This window comes from Pseudomonas sp. UBA1879 (genome assembly GCF_002338065.1).
In the GTDB taxonomy this organism is placed as follows: domain Bacteria; phylum Pseudomonadota; class Gammaproteobacteria; order Pseudomonadales; family Pseudomonadaceae; genus Aquipseudomonas.
Genome location: NZ_DDHJ01000014.1, coordinates 181,597 through 195,472 on the forward strand (window position 1 = coordinate 181,597; position 13,876 = coordinate 195,472).

At 60.3% G+C, this 13,876-nt stretch carries 13 protein-coding genes; 5 read left to right on the forward strand and 8 right to left on the reverse strand.

Going from position 1 to position 13,876, the window contains the following annotated elements:
- Positions 1-214 precede the first annotated feature (214 nt).
- Positions 215-700 (forward strand): acyl-CoA thioesterase, encoded by a 486-nt coding sequence (locus B3N48_RS14295; RefSeq protein WP_296184728.1) that lies wholly within the window; start codon positions 215-217, stop codon positions 698-700.
- A gap of 255 nt (positions 701-955) precedes the next feature.
- Positions 956-1,348: a DUF3301 domain-containing protein gene (locus B3N48_RS14300; RefSeq protein ID WP_296184730.1), complete on the forward strand. Its 393-nt coding sequence runs from the start codon at positions 956-958 to the stop codon at positions 1,346-1,348.
- Between the two features lie 10 nt (positions 1,349-1,358).
- On the opposite strand, the gene B3N48_RS14305 is transcribed toward B3N48_RS14300, so the two are convergent.
- Entirely contained in the window at positions 1,359-2,330 is a 972-nt protein-coding gene (locus B3N48_RS14305; RefSeq protein WP_296184731.1) for a CobW family GTP-binding protein, read from the reverse strand.
- Between the two features lie 55 nt (positions 2,331-2,385).
- Between B3N48_RS14305 and B3N48_RS14310 the strand changes: the two genes are divergently transcribed.
- Entirely contained in the window at positions 2,386-2,757 is a 372-nt protein-coding gene (locus B3N48_RS14310) for an NADH:ubiquinone oxidoreductase (protein ID WP_296184733.1), read from the forward strand.
- 131 nt (positions 2,758-2,888) lie between these two features.
- Here B3N48_RS14310 and zigA read toward each other — a convergent pair whose 3' ends face one another.
- Positions 2,889-4,091 (reverse strand): zinc metallochaperone GTPase ZigA, encoded by a 1,203-nt coding sequence (gene zigA, locus B3N48_RS14315; protein WP_296184734.1) that lies wholly within the window; start codon positions 4,089-4,091, stop codon positions 2,889-2,891.
- Positions 4,092-4,181: 90 nt separating this feature from the next.
- Here zigA and B3N48_RS14320 point away from each other — a divergent pair, with 90 nt between their 5' ends.
- The gene (locus B3N48_RS14320; RefSeq protein WP_296184735.1) at positions 4,182-4,574 is read left to right on the forward strand and encodes a glutamine synthetase; all 393 of its coding nucleotides are present in this window, start codon (positions 4,182-4,184) and stop codon (positions 4,572-4,574) included.
- On the opposite strand, the gene B3N48_RS14325 is transcribed toward B3N48_RS14320, so the two are convergent.
- Together B3N48_RS14325 and B3N48_RS14330 are read right to left on the reverse strand one after the other, a co-directional pair.
- Positions 4,571-5,824 carry an N-acetylmuramoyl-L-alanine amidase gene (locus B3N48_RS14325; protein WP_296184736.1) on the reverse strand — a complete coding sequence of 418 codons (1,254 nt, stop codon included), beginning with the start codon at positions 5,822-5,824 and terminating at the stop codon, positions 4,571-4,573. The genes B3N48_RS14320 and B3N48_RS14325 overlap by 4 nt on opposite strands.
- Positions 5,825-6,082: 258 nt before the next feature.
- Positions 6,083-6,604 (reverse strand): DUF3617 domain-containing protein, encoded by a 522-nt coding sequence (locus B3N48_RS14330; RefSeq protein ID WP_296184737.1) that lies wholly within the window; start codon positions 6,602-6,604, stop codon positions 6,083-6,085.
- Positions 6,605-6,788: 184 nt separating this feature from the next.
- Here B3N48_RS14330 and cls point away from each other — a divergent pair, with 184 nt between their 5' ends.
- On the forward strand, positions 6,789-8,228 hold the full coding sequence (gene cls, locus B3N48_RS14335) for a cardiolipin synthase (RefSeq protein WP_296184740.1): 1,440 nt from the start codon (positions 6,789-6,791) through the stop codon (positions 8,226-8,228).
- Positions 8,229-8,358: 130 nt separating this feature from the next.
- On the opposite strand, the gene cfaB is transcribed toward cls, so the two are convergent.
- From cfaB to hflC, 4 genes are all read right to left on the reverse strand, one after another.
- Positions 8,359-9,543: a C17 cyclopropane fatty acid synthase CfaB gene (gene cfaB / locus B3N48_RS14340; protein ID WP_296184743.1), complete on the reverse strand. Its 1,185-nt coding sequence runs from the start codon at positions 9,541-9,543 to the stop codon at positions 8,359-8,361.
- Between the two features lie 279 nt (positions 9,544-9,822).
- Complete coding sequence (locus B3N48_RS14345; RefSeq protein WP_296184745.1) at positions 9,823-11,772, reverse strand: cation-translocating P-type ATPase; 1,950 nt, start codon at positions 11,770-11,772, stop codon at positions 9,823-9,825.
- Complete coding sequence (hflK, locus tag B3N48_RS14350; protein WP_296184746.1) at positions 11,769-12,836, reverse strand: protease modulator HflK; 1,068 nt, start codon at positions 12,834-12,836, stop codon at positions 11,769-11,771. The genes B3N48_RS14345 and hflK overlap by 4 nt, the downstream gene beginning before the upstream one ends.
- The gene (gene hflC / locus B3N48_RS14355; RefSeq protein ID WP_296184749.1) at positions 12,833-13,870 is read right to left on the reverse strand and encodes a protease modulator HflC; all 1,038 of its coding nucleotides are present in this window, start codon (positions 13,868-13,870) and stop codon (positions 12,833-12,835) included. Before hflC ends, hflK begins: the two co-directional genes overlap by 4 nt.
- Positions 13,871-13,876: the final 6 nt, after the last annotated feature.

A 13,876-nucleotide genomic window follows, 5' to 3' on the forward strand; every position in this document is an offset into this window, starting at 1 on the left:
TGAGCGGAATGCAGGAAATACCCCATCCAAGGGCTTTCGCAGGTTAACACTGCACAAAAGCGGGTAAAGCCGGTGCAATATATGGAAACAGATCGACCCCGGGCGTGACGACAGCGCAGCTGCCAGCGTCCCGATAACGTTGGTTTTGACCGCCAATTTCTCTTAGAGCACCCACCCGAGGTGTCAATTGACTCAACCAGACCGTGAGCACGCTATGGAACCCGGAAACGCCCAGCTGTCGATGACTGTATTGATGACCCCGGACATGGCCAACTTTTCTGGCAACGTGCACGGCGGCACCCTTCTCAAGTACCTCGACGAAGTCGCCTATGCGTGCGCGAGCCGCTACGCCGGTCGTTATGTCGTGACGCTGTCGGTGGATCAGGTCATTTTCCGCGAGCCGATTCACGTCGGTGAACTGGTGACGTTCCTGGCCTCGGTGAACTACACCGGCAATACGTCCATGGAAGTCGGGATCAAGGTGGTGACGGAGAACATCCGTGAACGCTCCGTGCGTCATACCAACAGCTGTTTCTTCACCATGGTGGCCGTGGACGATCAGCGCAAACCTGCCAGCGTGCCGCCGCTGTCCCCGCAGACCAGCGAGGACAAACGCCGCTACGTGCAGGCACAGCAGCGTCGTCAATTGCGCCAGGAGTTGGAAAAGCGGTATCGCGAAATTCGCGAGGATGGCGTTTGAACAACAGGGCCGCCCGGGCATAACACGTCCTGTGAGAGCCGGCTTGCTGGCGAATGCTATGGGCCGCTCAACGCGTCTGCATCTGGCCTACCGCGCTCGCCATGGCGCGGACATCCTCAGTCCACTGGGTAACGGTAGCCATAACGCTCAGCTGCAGCGCAGGCGGACGAAGTGAAGCGAAATTAAACGAGCGGGCTATGGCTGTCGGTCACCTGACGCAGTTAAGCTGGACGTCTTCTGTCGGAGCTCTCTTTCATGCTGACCTTGGGCAATATTTTCGTCCTGATGCTGCTGGCGACTGCTGGCGCTTGGCTGTGGCATTCACATGGTCTACGTGAACGGGCGCTGGAACGTGTGAAACAGCACTGTGCCAAGCTCGACATCGAGTTGCTCGATGGCAATGTCGCGCTGCGGCGCATTGCCCTCAAGCGCGACAATGAGGGCCGCAAGCGTTTAGCTCGCGTTTACAACTTCGAGTTCACGGTAACCGGGGAGCAACGTCACCCCGGCACGATCACGATGTTCGGCGCGCATACCGCGCAGATAGAACTGGCGCCCTATCCATTTGAAATCAAAGACCCCAAACCGACGGCTGAAATCATCCAGCTCGCCGAGTGGCGGCAAGAACACAACAAATGGAAGCAATGAGCGGTGTGCATTACTGGCGCGGGATCAGACAGGCCTTAAGCTGAGCGGTCAGTCGTGACTCGTCCCGAGGCTCGTCGAAGATCAACTCCAGGCGTGAGTCCTTGCGCCATTCGCTCGATGCCCATTCCAGCCCGCTTCCATTCAGCGCATTAGCAGACACCCACCCGTCCGCACTGTGGATAACCAGCTTGGCTCTGCGCCATTCAACGTCTTGCAACCAATCCTGCACCTTGGCCGCGTCGAACACACTACTTGGGTGCCAGCGCCAGCCAATGCTCCACCCTTCCGCTTGCGCCTGGCACAGACAAATCGGCAGCATCGGGTCGGTCCAAACCTCAGGCATTTGTGCGAGGGATCGCGGAGCAGCGAAGTTATCCACACCCTCTTTGGCCTGTTCATTGACGCCGGGCAGGCGCTCCAACGGCAAGGCGCCAGATTCAGCCCAGAACACGGCACGCGCCGGCAAGGTTTCAAGGATCAAGCGCTGAACCGCCGCGTCCAGCCCTGCCGATTTGTTGAGCACCAGCAATCCGGCGTTCTCAACGGCCGCCTGCTGCGTCAGCGGTAACGGTTTTCCGGCCGCGAGCGCTTGAGCGTCGAGGACGATCACGCTGGGCTGGATGGCCAGAACCCCCGCCCACGGCGCCTCCCGCAGTTGCTTCAACAGTTGAGCGGGATGGCCGAGGCCGGACGGCTCGATGAACAATCGGTCTGGCTGGGACTTGCGCAGTAACCGACCCAACCCAATCTGAAACGGCGCGCCGTTGACGCAGCACAGGCAACCGCCAGCCACCTCGCCAAGTGCGATACCATCTTGCGCCGTGCTGAGCAGTGCGGCATCCAGACCGATCTGGCCGAATTCGTTGATCAGAATGGCCCAGCGTTCATTTGCGGGTTTCTGCGCCAGCAGATGCTTTATCAGACTGGTCTTGCCTGCGCCCAAAGGGCCAGCAATCACATGAGTGGGGATGTTCTGCAGCATGTCCGGCCATTCTTGAACGCCGCTCCCGAAAAACGAGCGCAGACGGAGGTAATCAATGCGAGCAATCTGGCTGCCCGCGCGGCTGGCGTTGGTGTGGTGGACGATGACGTCGAGTCAGGCGTGGGCTGAATCCTGTGTCGTGCACAGTCAGGCCGAGCGGCTTGACGTGAAAGTCTGCCAGGAGAATCTCACTATCCCGCCTGATTTATTCCACGACGGCTTCTGCAAACCTCAGCTTAAGGGCCAGAAGACCGAAGTGACCTACGCCGAACAGTGTCCCACCGGGTCCTTTGGCCAGTGCAGCAACGCGCAAGTTGCCAATATGCCTTATCGGCAGAACATTCACTATTACGGCGTGGCCAGCGACGCAGCGTTCCTCAAGCCATTCTGCGAGCAGCAGAGCAAAGGCGTTTGGAAGGCGCAGTGAACACTCTGGCTCCGTCTCAACGATTCTGTGGGGGTGAGCTTGCTCACAAAGAGGCCTGTGCCTTGGCAGCCGCTTCATCGGATGTACGTCAGTCTTCGTCAGCCAGCGCACGCCCACAGGTCTACATCGCGTTACGCGGCCTCACCGTGCCAGTCACCGAACGGATCGTCCAGCTGAGCCCAAGTCTCAACGCCCGCTGCCATCTCGACATCCGTCAGCAGGCAGGCATCGAGATCAGCCGTCAGTCGCGTGAAGTCGATGTTCTGGCCGATGAACACCAGTTCCTGACGGCAATCCCCGGTCTGCGCTTGCCAATTGCGCAGGATGACCTGCGTGCTTTCCTCATCCTGCGGCCAATGTGCCTTGGGCACGAAACGCCACCAGCGGCCGGCAAATCCGTGACGCATCAGTCCGCCCGCCTGCGACCAACTGCCCGCATCCTGGTGTTTGTTCGCCAGCCAAAAGAAGCCCTTTGAGCGCAGCAGTTTGCCGTTGGTCCACGGCTGGTTGATGAAGTCGAAGAAACGCTGCGGATGAAACGGACGGCGCGCGCGATAGGCCGTCGAGGCGATGCCGTACTCGTCGGTTTCAGGCGTGTGTTCGCCGCGCAACTCCTGGAGCCAGCCGGGCGCTTGGGCCGCCCGCTCGAAGTCGAAACGGCCGGTATCGAGAATCTTGCCTAGCGGCACAGCACCCATCACCATCGGCAAAATCTCGGCCTGGCTGTTGAGGCTTTTGAGAATCGCCATCAGCTCCAGCCGGTCGCTGGTGCTGATCAGGTCAATTTTGCTGATCAAAATCACGTCCGCGAACTCGACCTGTTCAATCAGCAGATCGGTGATCGAACGCTCGTCGTCTTCGCCCATCGTTTCGCCACGGCTGTCCAGACCTTCCGCGGCTAGATAATCCTGCAGAAAATTCAGGCCATCGACCACGGTGACCATGGTGTCGAGTCGCGCGATATCGGCGAGACTCTGTCCAGACTCGTCGCGAAAGGTGAACGTCTCGGCGACAGGCATCGGCTCGGAGATGCCTGTGGATTCGATCAGCAGGTAATCGAAGCGCCCCTCATTGGCGAGGCGGCTGACTTCTTCCAGCAGGTCTTCGCGCAGGGTGCAGCAGATGCAGCCGTTACTCATCTCGACGAGTTTCTCTTCGGCGCGATTAAGGCTGACGTCACGCTGCACTTCGCTGCCGTCGATGTTGATTTCGCTCATGTCGTTGACGATGACAGCGACACGCAGGTCCTCACGGTTGCGCAGGACATGATTGAGCAGCGTGCTTTTACCGGCACCGAGAAAGCCGGACAAAACGGTAACGGGGAGGCGGTTCATGACGGTCTCATCAGGTAGCAGGATTCAAAGGTTATTTACGTTATAGTATAACAATACAAATCTGTTAACGCTTTTTACAAGGTCCACTCGATGATCAGGGTTCTCTGCGTTTCTGCCGGGTGTGTCGCTCTGCTACTGAGCACCCACGCATGGGCGGCACCACCGTCGCCAAAGCTGGATCAAGCGTTGTGCACGCGCAGTGCGACGCTATTAGCGTGCGTCGACGCCTACGACAATCAATACAGCGTGGCGATGAAGGGTACGACGATGTATCTGCGCGGGTATGAAAGCGTGGCCAATCGCACGTGGGCGCAAACCAACAGCCGTTATGGCGCGATGACGTTTTTCACGGGGCTGGCCTCGGATGGCGAGGCCTGGGTGGGATACATCCAGAAAGTCGGCTGGACGACAATCAGCCGAGTGTCCAGCTCCAGCGGCAGCCGGAGCAAGATCACCTGTGATCGCGTGATGGGCTGTCGTTAAACGACCGCCTGTTCCGCCGCCTTCTGTTCCTGCCGCCAGGCGATGAATGAGCCCGCTGGCGGGTTGGCTTCGAAATACTGCTTCATGCCCGAGAACAAACCGTCTGCCACCGCTTGCTGATGACGCGCTGTCACCAGACGCTGACTGTCCTGGCTGTTTGAGATGAAACCGGTCTCGACCAGAATCGATGGCACGTCCGGCGACTTCAGCACGGCAAATCCGGCCTGCTCTACGCGTTTCTGGTGAAGCGTCGTGACGCCTTCCAGACTACCCAACACCGTGTGGCCCAGCTGAAGGCTGGCCGCGATAGTCGCGTTCATCGACATGTCGAGAATGACGCCCGCCAGCATCGGGTCTTTGTCTTTCAGGTTCAGCAGGCTGTTGGCGCCAATGAGGTCCGCGCCGTTTTCACGCTGAGCCATGAAGCGCGCAGTTGCCGAACTCGCACCATTTTCCGATAGCGCGAACACCGATGCGCCAGAGGCCGTCAGCCTGGGCGCCGCATCGGCATGGACCGAAATGAACATGTCGGCATTGTGTTTACGGGCGAAATCGACGCGCTTGCGCAGCGGCACGAAGAAGTCGTCGTTACGCACCAAACGCACGTCGAAGCCTTTCTCGCGCTTCAACCGTTTGGCGAGCAACTGTGCGATCGACAACACCACGTCTTTCTCGCGCTCGCCTCTGGAACCCACAGCGCCTGGATCTTTTCCGCCGTGACCCGCATCAACCACCACCATGATGTCGCGCTTGGGATGCGCCTTATCCAGCACCGGCGCAGGCGGTTGCTTGGCCAACGCCCCAGGGGCCGCCGCCAGTTGCACGGGCACTTGAGGCTTCAGATCGTGGCCGAGATCAACCACCAACCGATTGCCCTGCGCGCCTTCCGGTCCGAGCAGAAAACTGTTGAGCTGCACTGGTGAAGCAAGGTCGAGCACGATACGCGTATCGCCCTGGCCGAAATGACCGGAACGAATCGCCTTGATCGGCGTGTTCTCCAAGGCCAATTCGGGAAAATTGCCTGCCAGCCGCGCGCCGCTCACGTCAATGATGATGCGTTCAGGGGCGCTCAACGTGAAGGTCTTGTACTGCACCGGGCCACTCAGATCGAAGACCAATCGCAGCTTGTTATCAGAACGCCAAAGTCGGGCATTTCGAATTTGCGCAGCATTGGCAGCGTTGACCGAAAAAGGAAGCGCGAAGGCGGCGCTGGCCAAAAGCATATTGAGCAGCATTTGACGTCGATGCATGACACGTTCCGAAAGAAAATGAGCATTGCAGCCCGGGTTGAAACGACACTCTTCGTAACAATATAACATGCCGCCCGTTGCGTGAAGATGAAGCTTATTTCAGAAACGGTGAGCTTTTTATGCCGTAAAACAATGGGTAACGGCCAAAAACTCATGTGAAACAACAAGATGTTCCACGTGGAACAGGATCGTTATTGAGAGAGGAAAAACGGAAACGCCCCGGCGGGCGGGACGTTCAGAAGGGTGGCTCGGCAATTTTCAGGTGCGGGGTTTGACGGTGCCGCAGTTCTGGCCAAGCCAGACTGCTTTGGTGTCCATACTGCCGTTTTGCTGCTGGCCCGTAGCGTTGAAGGACCCGATGACGTGTGTCGTGAACTGACGATCGCTCTGGAACTGGGCTGTACCTGTGCCCTGCGCACGAGGGCAGCTGAATTTGAATTTCCAGGTCGCGCCGTTGCGATCCGTGATTTGTTGCGTACAACCGGTCTTGGGATCAGTGAGCGGAATCTGCTCATTTTTAACCTGCTCAGGCGTCAGGCAGACCCGCACACCTTGACCTCCGAGGGTAATGCCTTGTTTTGCCAACATTTGTTCCATGGCGGCGCGCTGTTGCGGCGCCATCATTTGCAGCTGGGCAAGCATCACTTGCATGTCTGGCATTTGCTGACCGTCGACCTGCATGTTGCTCGACGTCAACTCCCACAAACCGGGCTGAAGCACTTGCGCTTGAGCGAAGGGCGCAGCCAGACAAACCATCAACGCCAATACGCGCTTTTTCATGAACCTGTTTCCTTTATGTGCACTAAAACCATTGAATACGGGAGCTGGGAGTCCAGGCATGGCCGCCAGACGATGACACTTAGACGACGAAACTGATAGCCAGTTGCAGCCACAATAAAATAGCGACAATCCCCATCTGCTGTGGTCTGTTAGACACCTATACGCGTCGAGCACAAGGTTGCGCATGGATTATCACAGCCCGTATTTCTTTGGCTATCTGCTGGGTTTCACTCACCTGCTTGGCATCGTAGCAGCGATTCATGCCTTGCTGACTGTGCGCACCGCACAAGGCTCAATTGCGTGGGCCATGCCGCTGATTTTTATCCCGTACATCACGATCATTCCCTATCTGGTGTTCGGCCGCAGCACATTCGACGCTTACATCAAAGCACGGCGCCAAGCCAACACTGAGATGCGCAATGCGATCGTCGATTTCAATTGGAAACCCTGGATTGAAGAGGCCGTCGCGGCGCGGCGCTCCGATGCCTATGAGTCTTTGCGCGCCATGCCCAAACTCGGGCGCATGCCCTGCCTCGCCAACAACGAGGTGAAACTGCTGATCAACGGCGACGCGACATTCACCGCCATTTTCGACGGGATTCGCGCGGCCAGGCGCGTGGTGTTCGTGCAGTTCTTTATCATTCATGACGACGGTTTGGGGCGTCGTCTGCAATCGCTGCTGCTTGAGAAAGCGGCCGAAGGGGTTGAGGTTTTCGTGCTGTACGACCGTATTGGCAGCCACTCCCTTCCGGCCAGCTACATCGAAAAGCTTCGGGCTGGCGGTGTGCAGATCAGAGCCTTCGCCACTCGCGGTGGATGGCTCAATCGCTTTCAGGTGAATTTCCGCAATCACCGCAAGATCGTCGTCGTCGACGGCGTAAAGGGCTTTGTCGGCGGGCATAACGTCGGCGACGAGTACATGGGACTCAAACCGCCGCTTGCGCCGTGGCGGGACACCCATGTGTCGGTTGTCGGCCCGGTCGTGGCGTGCTTGCAGGAGTCATTCGCCGAGGACTGGTTCTGGGCGACCCGCGAGCTGCCGCCGCTGATCCTGCCTGAAAGCTATCCCGAAGACGGCGTTCTCTGTCAGTTCCTTGCCACCGGCCCGGCCGATCCCCAGGAAACCTGCTCGCTGTTTTTCGTCGAAGCGATTCACGCCGCGACTGAGCGAGTGTGGATCACCACGCCTTATTTCATTCCCGATGAGGCCGTATCGGCAGCGCTGCGTCTGGCGGTGTTACGCGGCGTCGACGTACGTCTGCTGCTGCCGTCGCGGCCTGACCATTACACGGTGTATGCGGCGTCCAGTCTGTTCGCGTTCGAGGCCGTACGCGCGGGTGTCCGGATATTTCGCTACAAGCCGGGCTTTCTGCACCAGAAAGTGGTGCTGGTGGACAACGAGATTTCGGCGATCGGCAGCGCAAACCTGGATAACCGCTCGTTTCGTCTTAACTTCGAATTGATGCTGCTGACCGTGGACGAGGCCTTTGCGCGGGAAGTGGAGGCGATGCTGACCGAGGACTTCGCGCAGGCCCACGAGATTTCCATCGAAGAGAGCAAAGAGACCCACCATTTACAGCAACTGGGGATGCGTGTGGCGCGGTTGATTTCACCGATCTTGTGAAGGCATGGCAACACGTTGTGGGAGCCGGCTTGCTGGCGAAAGCGGTGTGTCAGTCAACCTTTGTGCGACTGAACTGATGCTTTCGCCAGCAAGCCGGCTCTCACAGGACCCCGTGGTGCTCTGTCAGCGCTTAAGCGTAAAGATCATCCCGCGTCAGGGGCAGGTCGTGGCTGCCGTCGGCAAACGGCTTCACTGCCAAAATCTGATGCAGATTGATCCACCCCTTAGAGAACCCATACGCGCAACCTGCCAGGTACAGCCTGAAAATCCGCAAGGCCTGCTCCGGCACCATCGCCGCCGCCACGTCGAGCTTCTCTTCCAGCCGTGCGCTCCAGTGGTCGAGAGTCTTGGCGTAGTGCAGACGCAGGCTTTCCACGTCCACCACCTCCAGCCCCGCTTCACTGATGAAGCCGCTGATCATCGCCAGATGCGGCAATTCGCCGTTTGGAAACACATAGCGGTCGATGAAGTCTCCTGCCCCGCGTCCAACGGGACGACCATCGGTATGCTTGGCAGTGATGCCGTGGTTCATCACCAGACCACCCTCCTTCACCGCGCCAAACAGGCACTTGGCGTACAGCTCAAGGTTGGCATGGCCAACATGTTCGAACATGCCGACACTGACGATCTTGTCGAAACGGCCATCTTGCGGCAGGTCGCGATAATCGAGCAGTTGCAGCTCGACTCGATCCTGCAGTCCCTCTGCCTTTACCCGCTCCCGCGCCAGCGTCAGTTGCTCGCGACTCAGCGTGATGCCGAACACCTTCACGCCGTACTCTCGGGCCGCGAAGCGGGCCAACCCGCCCCAACCGCAACCCACGTCGAGCAGGTATTCGCCCGGCTTCAGGCGCAGTTTCCGACACAGGTGATGGAATTTGTCCTGCTGCGCTTGCTCCAGCGTCTCGGCGCCGGTCTTGAAGTACGCACAGGAATAGACCATCTCCTTGTCCAGCCACAGCCGGTAGAAGTCGTTGGAAAGGTCGTAGTGATAGGAGATCGACTTGGCGTCGGTTTCCTTGTCGTGCTCGGTGCGCACCGGCACAACATCGTCATCCTCGTCCACGAGCGCTGCCGTCAACTCGTCGCAAACACGCATGACTTCGCTGATCGAACCTTCGAGCTCCAGACGCCCCTCAACGAAGGCGCTGCCCAGCAGGTCAAGGCTAGGGTGGGTGAAATCGGACACCAGCGAGGGATCCTTGACGACAATCGTGACGCTGGGGTCAGCCCCCAACTCGACTTCATTGCCATCCCAGAGCTTGAGTCGCAGTGGTAAGTGAAGCTTCTGTAACGCCGGTGGAAGTTGCGCGAGCATTGAAAACACCCCCTGATCCAGAAACACGGAAAAGGGTAGTCCAAAACCGGCTCCAGAGTAGGAACCGTCAGGCTATCGGCTTTTATGACGTACTGCGAAGAACCTACTGCCGGGTCAATCTATGCCCAAGGTTATGAGCCAATGTGAAGCCTGCATTGGAGCACCCTCTTCTTGAATGACAGGTAATTTGTAACAGACTGATTCAAAGCTCAAGCGAATTTTTATACTTAATGCAGACGTCTACATCGGCGCTCTCAGAGAGGGCGCCGAATCAATGGCTTACGAAGTCGTGTGAAATTTCGCGATGGGCTCGTGGAAACGCAACAGGCGGCCCGCATTGCCCAGTACCAAAAGAGTGCTGAGATTGTGCAACACGGCGGCGATCATCGCTCCCGCCGTACCGAGAATGCCGAAGGCTGCGAGCGCGACAATCGCCAGCGTCCAGCCGAGCCCGATAATCACGTTCACCTGCAAGGTGGACCTGCACTGACGACTCAGTCGCACACACGTCCCCAGACGGCGCAGATCGCTGCCGATCAACACAATGTCAGCGGACGCCAGCGCGATATCTGCTCCGCCCGCCCCCATCGCCACGCCGACCACCCCGGCTTTCAAGGCCAACGAATCGTTGATGCCATCGCCCACGACCATGGGTCTGAAGCCGCGCTCGATCTCGCCCATCACCCGATTGAGCTTGTCCTCCGGCAAGGCCTGCGCATGAATATCGCCGATGCCGACCTCGGCACCGACGCTGTCAGCCACGCTTTGGCGGTCGCCGGTCAACAGCAGCTGGCGCCCCATCCCCAGCTCACGCAGTTCGCTCAGCGCCAGCCGCGCCTCCGGCTTGAGGCTGTCGGCCAACAGCAGCCAGGCGAGGAACACGCCATCGACCGCCAGTCCGGCAATCGGACCGTCGTGATTAGGCACGGGCGAGGTCTGGATCCCCAATTGCGCGAACAACTCCGGGCGCCCCATCGCCGCTTCGCCCTTCGCTGTTTGTGCGAGGACACCCAAACCTTGGCGTTCGCGAATGTCCTCAAGGGCCAGCAACTGATCCTTTTCCACAAGCCCGGCCAGTGCACGACTGACCGGGTGGCTGCTGGCCGAACCGAGGCTGGCCGCCAGGGTGACCAGGTCATCAGGCGCCCCCTCCTCGGCCTGTACCGATTGCAGGCGAAGGCTGCCGTAGGTCAGGGTGCCAGTCTTGTCGACCACCAGCGACGTGAGGTCGGCGAGTTCTTCGAGGAACGCTGAGCTGCGAATCAGGATGCCGTGCCGCGCTGCGACCGCGATTCCTGCGATGGCCGTGGCCGGCGCCGACAACACCAGCGCACAAGGGCAGGCCGCCACCAGCACAGCGAGCATGGCCTGCGCGTTGTTGGTGATGAACCAGGTGACCGCCGCGATCAGCAACACCAGGACCAAGTAGCTGCCCGCGTAGCGTTCCAGCAATCGCGTGATCGGCGGCTTCGAGCGTTCGGCGTTTTGCATCAGGGCGATGACTTTGCCCAGCGTCGACTCGTCACCGATGCGCGTCACTTCGATGCGTAGCAGGCCGTCGAGGTTGATCGCGCCGCCGAACACTTCCACGCCCGCGCGCGCTTCGAGAGGCACTGATTCTCCCGTGATCGGCGCGGTGTCGAGGCTGGCTTGGCCAGAGATCACCAGACCATCGGCCGGCACGCGATCACCAGCCCGCACTTCCACCCGATCCCCGGCGACCAGAGAGCCGTTGTCCACTTCGCGAATCGTGCCGTCCGCCCCGATCAGCCGCGCATGGCTGCGGGTCAGCTTGCCGAGAGCCTGGATCGCCTCTTGCGAGCCGATGACGCTGCGCTCTTCCAGCACGTGGCCGAAGATCATGATGATCGGCAGCAATGCTGCGGTCATCAGGTCGCCCGTGGCCCAGGCGCCGAGCATCGCCAGGGCGATCAGTTGATCGGTGATCCCGTGCAGACTTGGGTAACGCAGGCTGTGCCAGCCTGCGCTGACCACGGGAATCGCCACCAGCAGCGAGGCGGCGCCCAACAGCAATTGACTGACGCCGACCTGCTCTGGGGCGAAGAATCGCCAGACCAGCCCCAGTGCCAACAGGCCCAACGCGAGCATCGCCAAGGTCAATTGCCGGGCGGCGCTGCGCTGCTCGGTACCGGTCAGCATGCTGCCGGGGGCAGGCGCATCGGCGTGGTGATGATCCTGGGTATGGGTGTGTGCGGCTTCGCCACTCATTTGTCGGCTCCCTGAATGATCAGGCGTGAATCGTCATGGGGATCGACCGTCGTCACGGAACCGGCCTGCTTGAGAATGCCCGGCACACGCTCGCGGTAAAGCCGCAGCAGCAGACCGGGGTCGCTCTTGTTCTGGATAGACTGCGCCAGACCGGTGACGGCAGCGGTGTCGGTCTGCGCCTTGGCCAGTCGCTCGGACGCCTGGGCATGGGCGACCTGCAAAGTGCGATCGGCCTGCTGGTTAGCGGTCTGGTTTTGCTTTTCGGCATCGGTGCGGGCATTGGCAACGGCCTGATCGGCTTGCTGGCTGGCAGTCAACACCGCGTTGAATGCGTTGACGGCAGCCGGCGGCAGGCTGGACTGCACGTCCACCCGCACCACTTCGATGCCCAAGCCAACACCCGTCGCGGTCAAGTCTTCGAGGCGCGTGTTGATGCCTTGCACCAGATCGCTCCGCAGACGCTCGCGGCGCTCGGCGGCCTGGCTGTCAGCGCCCACCAACTCGGGACGCGCCACCAGAATCGTGTCCAGATCCCGCGCCGCCGTCAGGCTGACGGCGCTGCGATTGACCAGACGATCCAGCGCAGGCAGCACATGTTCGCCCTGTAACACGAATTCGCGCGGGTCAGTGACCTTGTAGTACGCCGTCACATCCAGCTGTACGACACCAGCATCACCCGTCAGCAGGTAGCCCGAACCGGCCAGCGCGTCACTCATCGGTGTCGCGAAGCTGGTGACCTTGTCGGCGGCCTGAGCCGTCGCGGAGCGCAGCAGTGTTTCCACATGACGTTCAATCACACGATCCGCCGACGGTAGCAGCACCACTTGCTCGAACGGCTGGGGCCAAGCGAGCAACAGACCAGCATTCTGCACGCGATCCAGTTCGCCGAAACGGAACACCACGGCGCGATTTTGCGGGTCGATCTGGCGCACGTTGGAAATTGCCCAACCCAGTGCCGCGAGCAACGTCACGACGTACAAACCCATGAACGCCAATCGGCTCGCTTGCAGCCAAGGGCTGTTCACCACCGGACGCTCGATCGGGGTCGAGTCCTGCTCACTCATGGCTGCGTTCCAGCCTTGCCGTCCTGCTTTCCATCCAGGCTCGGCGGCCCATCCACTAACACGCGGAACGGCGCGGCGTCGGTGCGCAGGATCAGCTTGGTGGTCGGGCCGACGACGGTCCCGAGGGTGTCCAGCGAGCGCAGCAGGTTGTACAGCTGCGGCGAACTGGCGTAGGCGCGGCCATAGATCAGCGCGGCTTCGACGCGGGATTGGGCTTCGATGTCGGCGGCTTTAACCGTCGCGTCCGCTTCGACGATGCGCGCGTCGCGTTCTGCCGCCGAGCGAATCTGCGCCGCCTCGCGTTTGCCAATGGCCGTGCGTTCGGTGGCGATGGTTTCACGTTCGGCGCGCATCCGATCAACGGTCGCGTTGAGCGTCACCGAAGGCAGTGTCAGACGCTCCACGCCCACTTGCAGGACGCGTACGCCATAGGTTGTCAGCAATTGCTTGTCGATCTGCTGGCGCAGCTGGTTTTCGAAATCGCCGATGCGCACTTGATTGGCATCGGTGTTGATCAGGCTCGACAGGTCGAAGCTCGCCGCGGTGGTTTCCAGCGCGGAGCCGACGAAGGTGCGGATCTGCCGCGCTGCTTCGTCCGGCTCGTTCTGCACAGCGCGCATGAAGCGCTTGACGTTGTCCGGGTCGCCTTGCACCTGCCAGGCGACATAGGCCTGCACAATGATGCGCAAGCCGTCGCGGGTGCCCACATCCTGCAAGCCGCTGGACGTGGTACGCAGACGCAGGTCCACCGGAATGGCCGCTTCGAACGGCGCGGGCCAGCGCCAGCTCAGGCCAGGTTCGAGCAGCACCCGGGCCGGGTTACCGAAACGGGTGACGACCGTCGCTTCGCCGGAGCGCACTTGCACCAGGCTCGCGGCCGCCACGGCAAACGCGATCAGCACCGCCGCCAGCGCGGCACGGCGCCAAGGAAAGCCCACCGGCCCCGACGCTTCGCCGTGGTGATGATGACCATGATGATGCCCATGGCCGTGACCGCCGTGGTCGTGATGATCGTGGGAATGAAACAGACTCAAGGGACG

What these genes read in the sequence shown, in the direction of transcription:
- B3N48_RS14295 (WP_296184728.1), top strand. Translation starts at nt 215, where the DNA reads ATGGAACCCGGAAACGCCCAGCTGTCGATGACTGTATTGATGACCCCG.
- B3N48_RS14300 (WP_296184730.1), top strand. Translation starts at nt 956, where the DNA reads ATGCTGACCTTGGGCAATATTTTCGTCCTGATGCTGCTGGCGACTGCT.
- B3N48_RS14305 (WP_296184731.1), bottom strand. Translation starts at nt 2,330, where the DNA reads ATGCTGCAGAACATCCCCACTCATGTGATTGCTGGCCCTTTGGGCGCA.
- B3N48_RS14310 (WP_296184733.1), top strand. Translation starts at nt 2,386, where the DNA reads ATGCGAGCAATCTGGCTGCCCGCGCGGCTGGCGTTGGTGTGGTGGACG.
- zigA (WP_296184734.1), bottom strand. Translation starts at nt 4,091, where the DNA reads ATGAACCGCCTCCCCGTTACCGTTTTGTCCGGCTTTCTCGGTGCCGGT.
- B3N48_RS14320 (WP_296184735.1), top strand. Translation starts at nt 4,182, where the DNA reads ATGATCAGGGTTCTCTGCGTTTCTGCCGGGTGTGTCGCTCTGCTACTG.
- B3N48_RS14325 (WP_296184736.1), bottom strand. Translation starts at nt 5,824, where the DNA reads ATGCATCGACGTCAAATGCTGCTCAATATGCTTTTGGCCAGCGCCGCC.
- B3N48_RS14330 (WP_296184737.1), bottom strand. Translation starts at nt 6,604, where the DNA reads ATGAAAAAGCGCGTATTGGCGTTGATGGTTTGTCTGGCTGCGCCCTTC.
- cls (WP_296184740.1), top strand. Translation starts at nt 6,789, where the DNA reads ATGGATTATCACAGCCCGTATTTCTTTGGCTATCTGCTGGGTTTCACT.
- cfaB (WP_296184743.1), bottom strand. Translation starts at nt 9,543, where the DNA reads ATGCTCGCGCAACTTCCACCGGCGTTACAGAAGCTTCACTTACCACTG.
- B3N48_RS14345 (WP_296184745.1), bottom strand. Translation starts at nt 11,772, where the DNA reads ATGAGTGGCGAAGCCGCACACACCCATACCCAGGATCATCACCACGCC.
- hflK (WP_296184746.1), bottom strand. Translation starts at nt 12,836, where the DNA reads ATGAGTGAGCAGGACTCGACCCCGATCGAGCGTCCGGTGGTGAACAGC.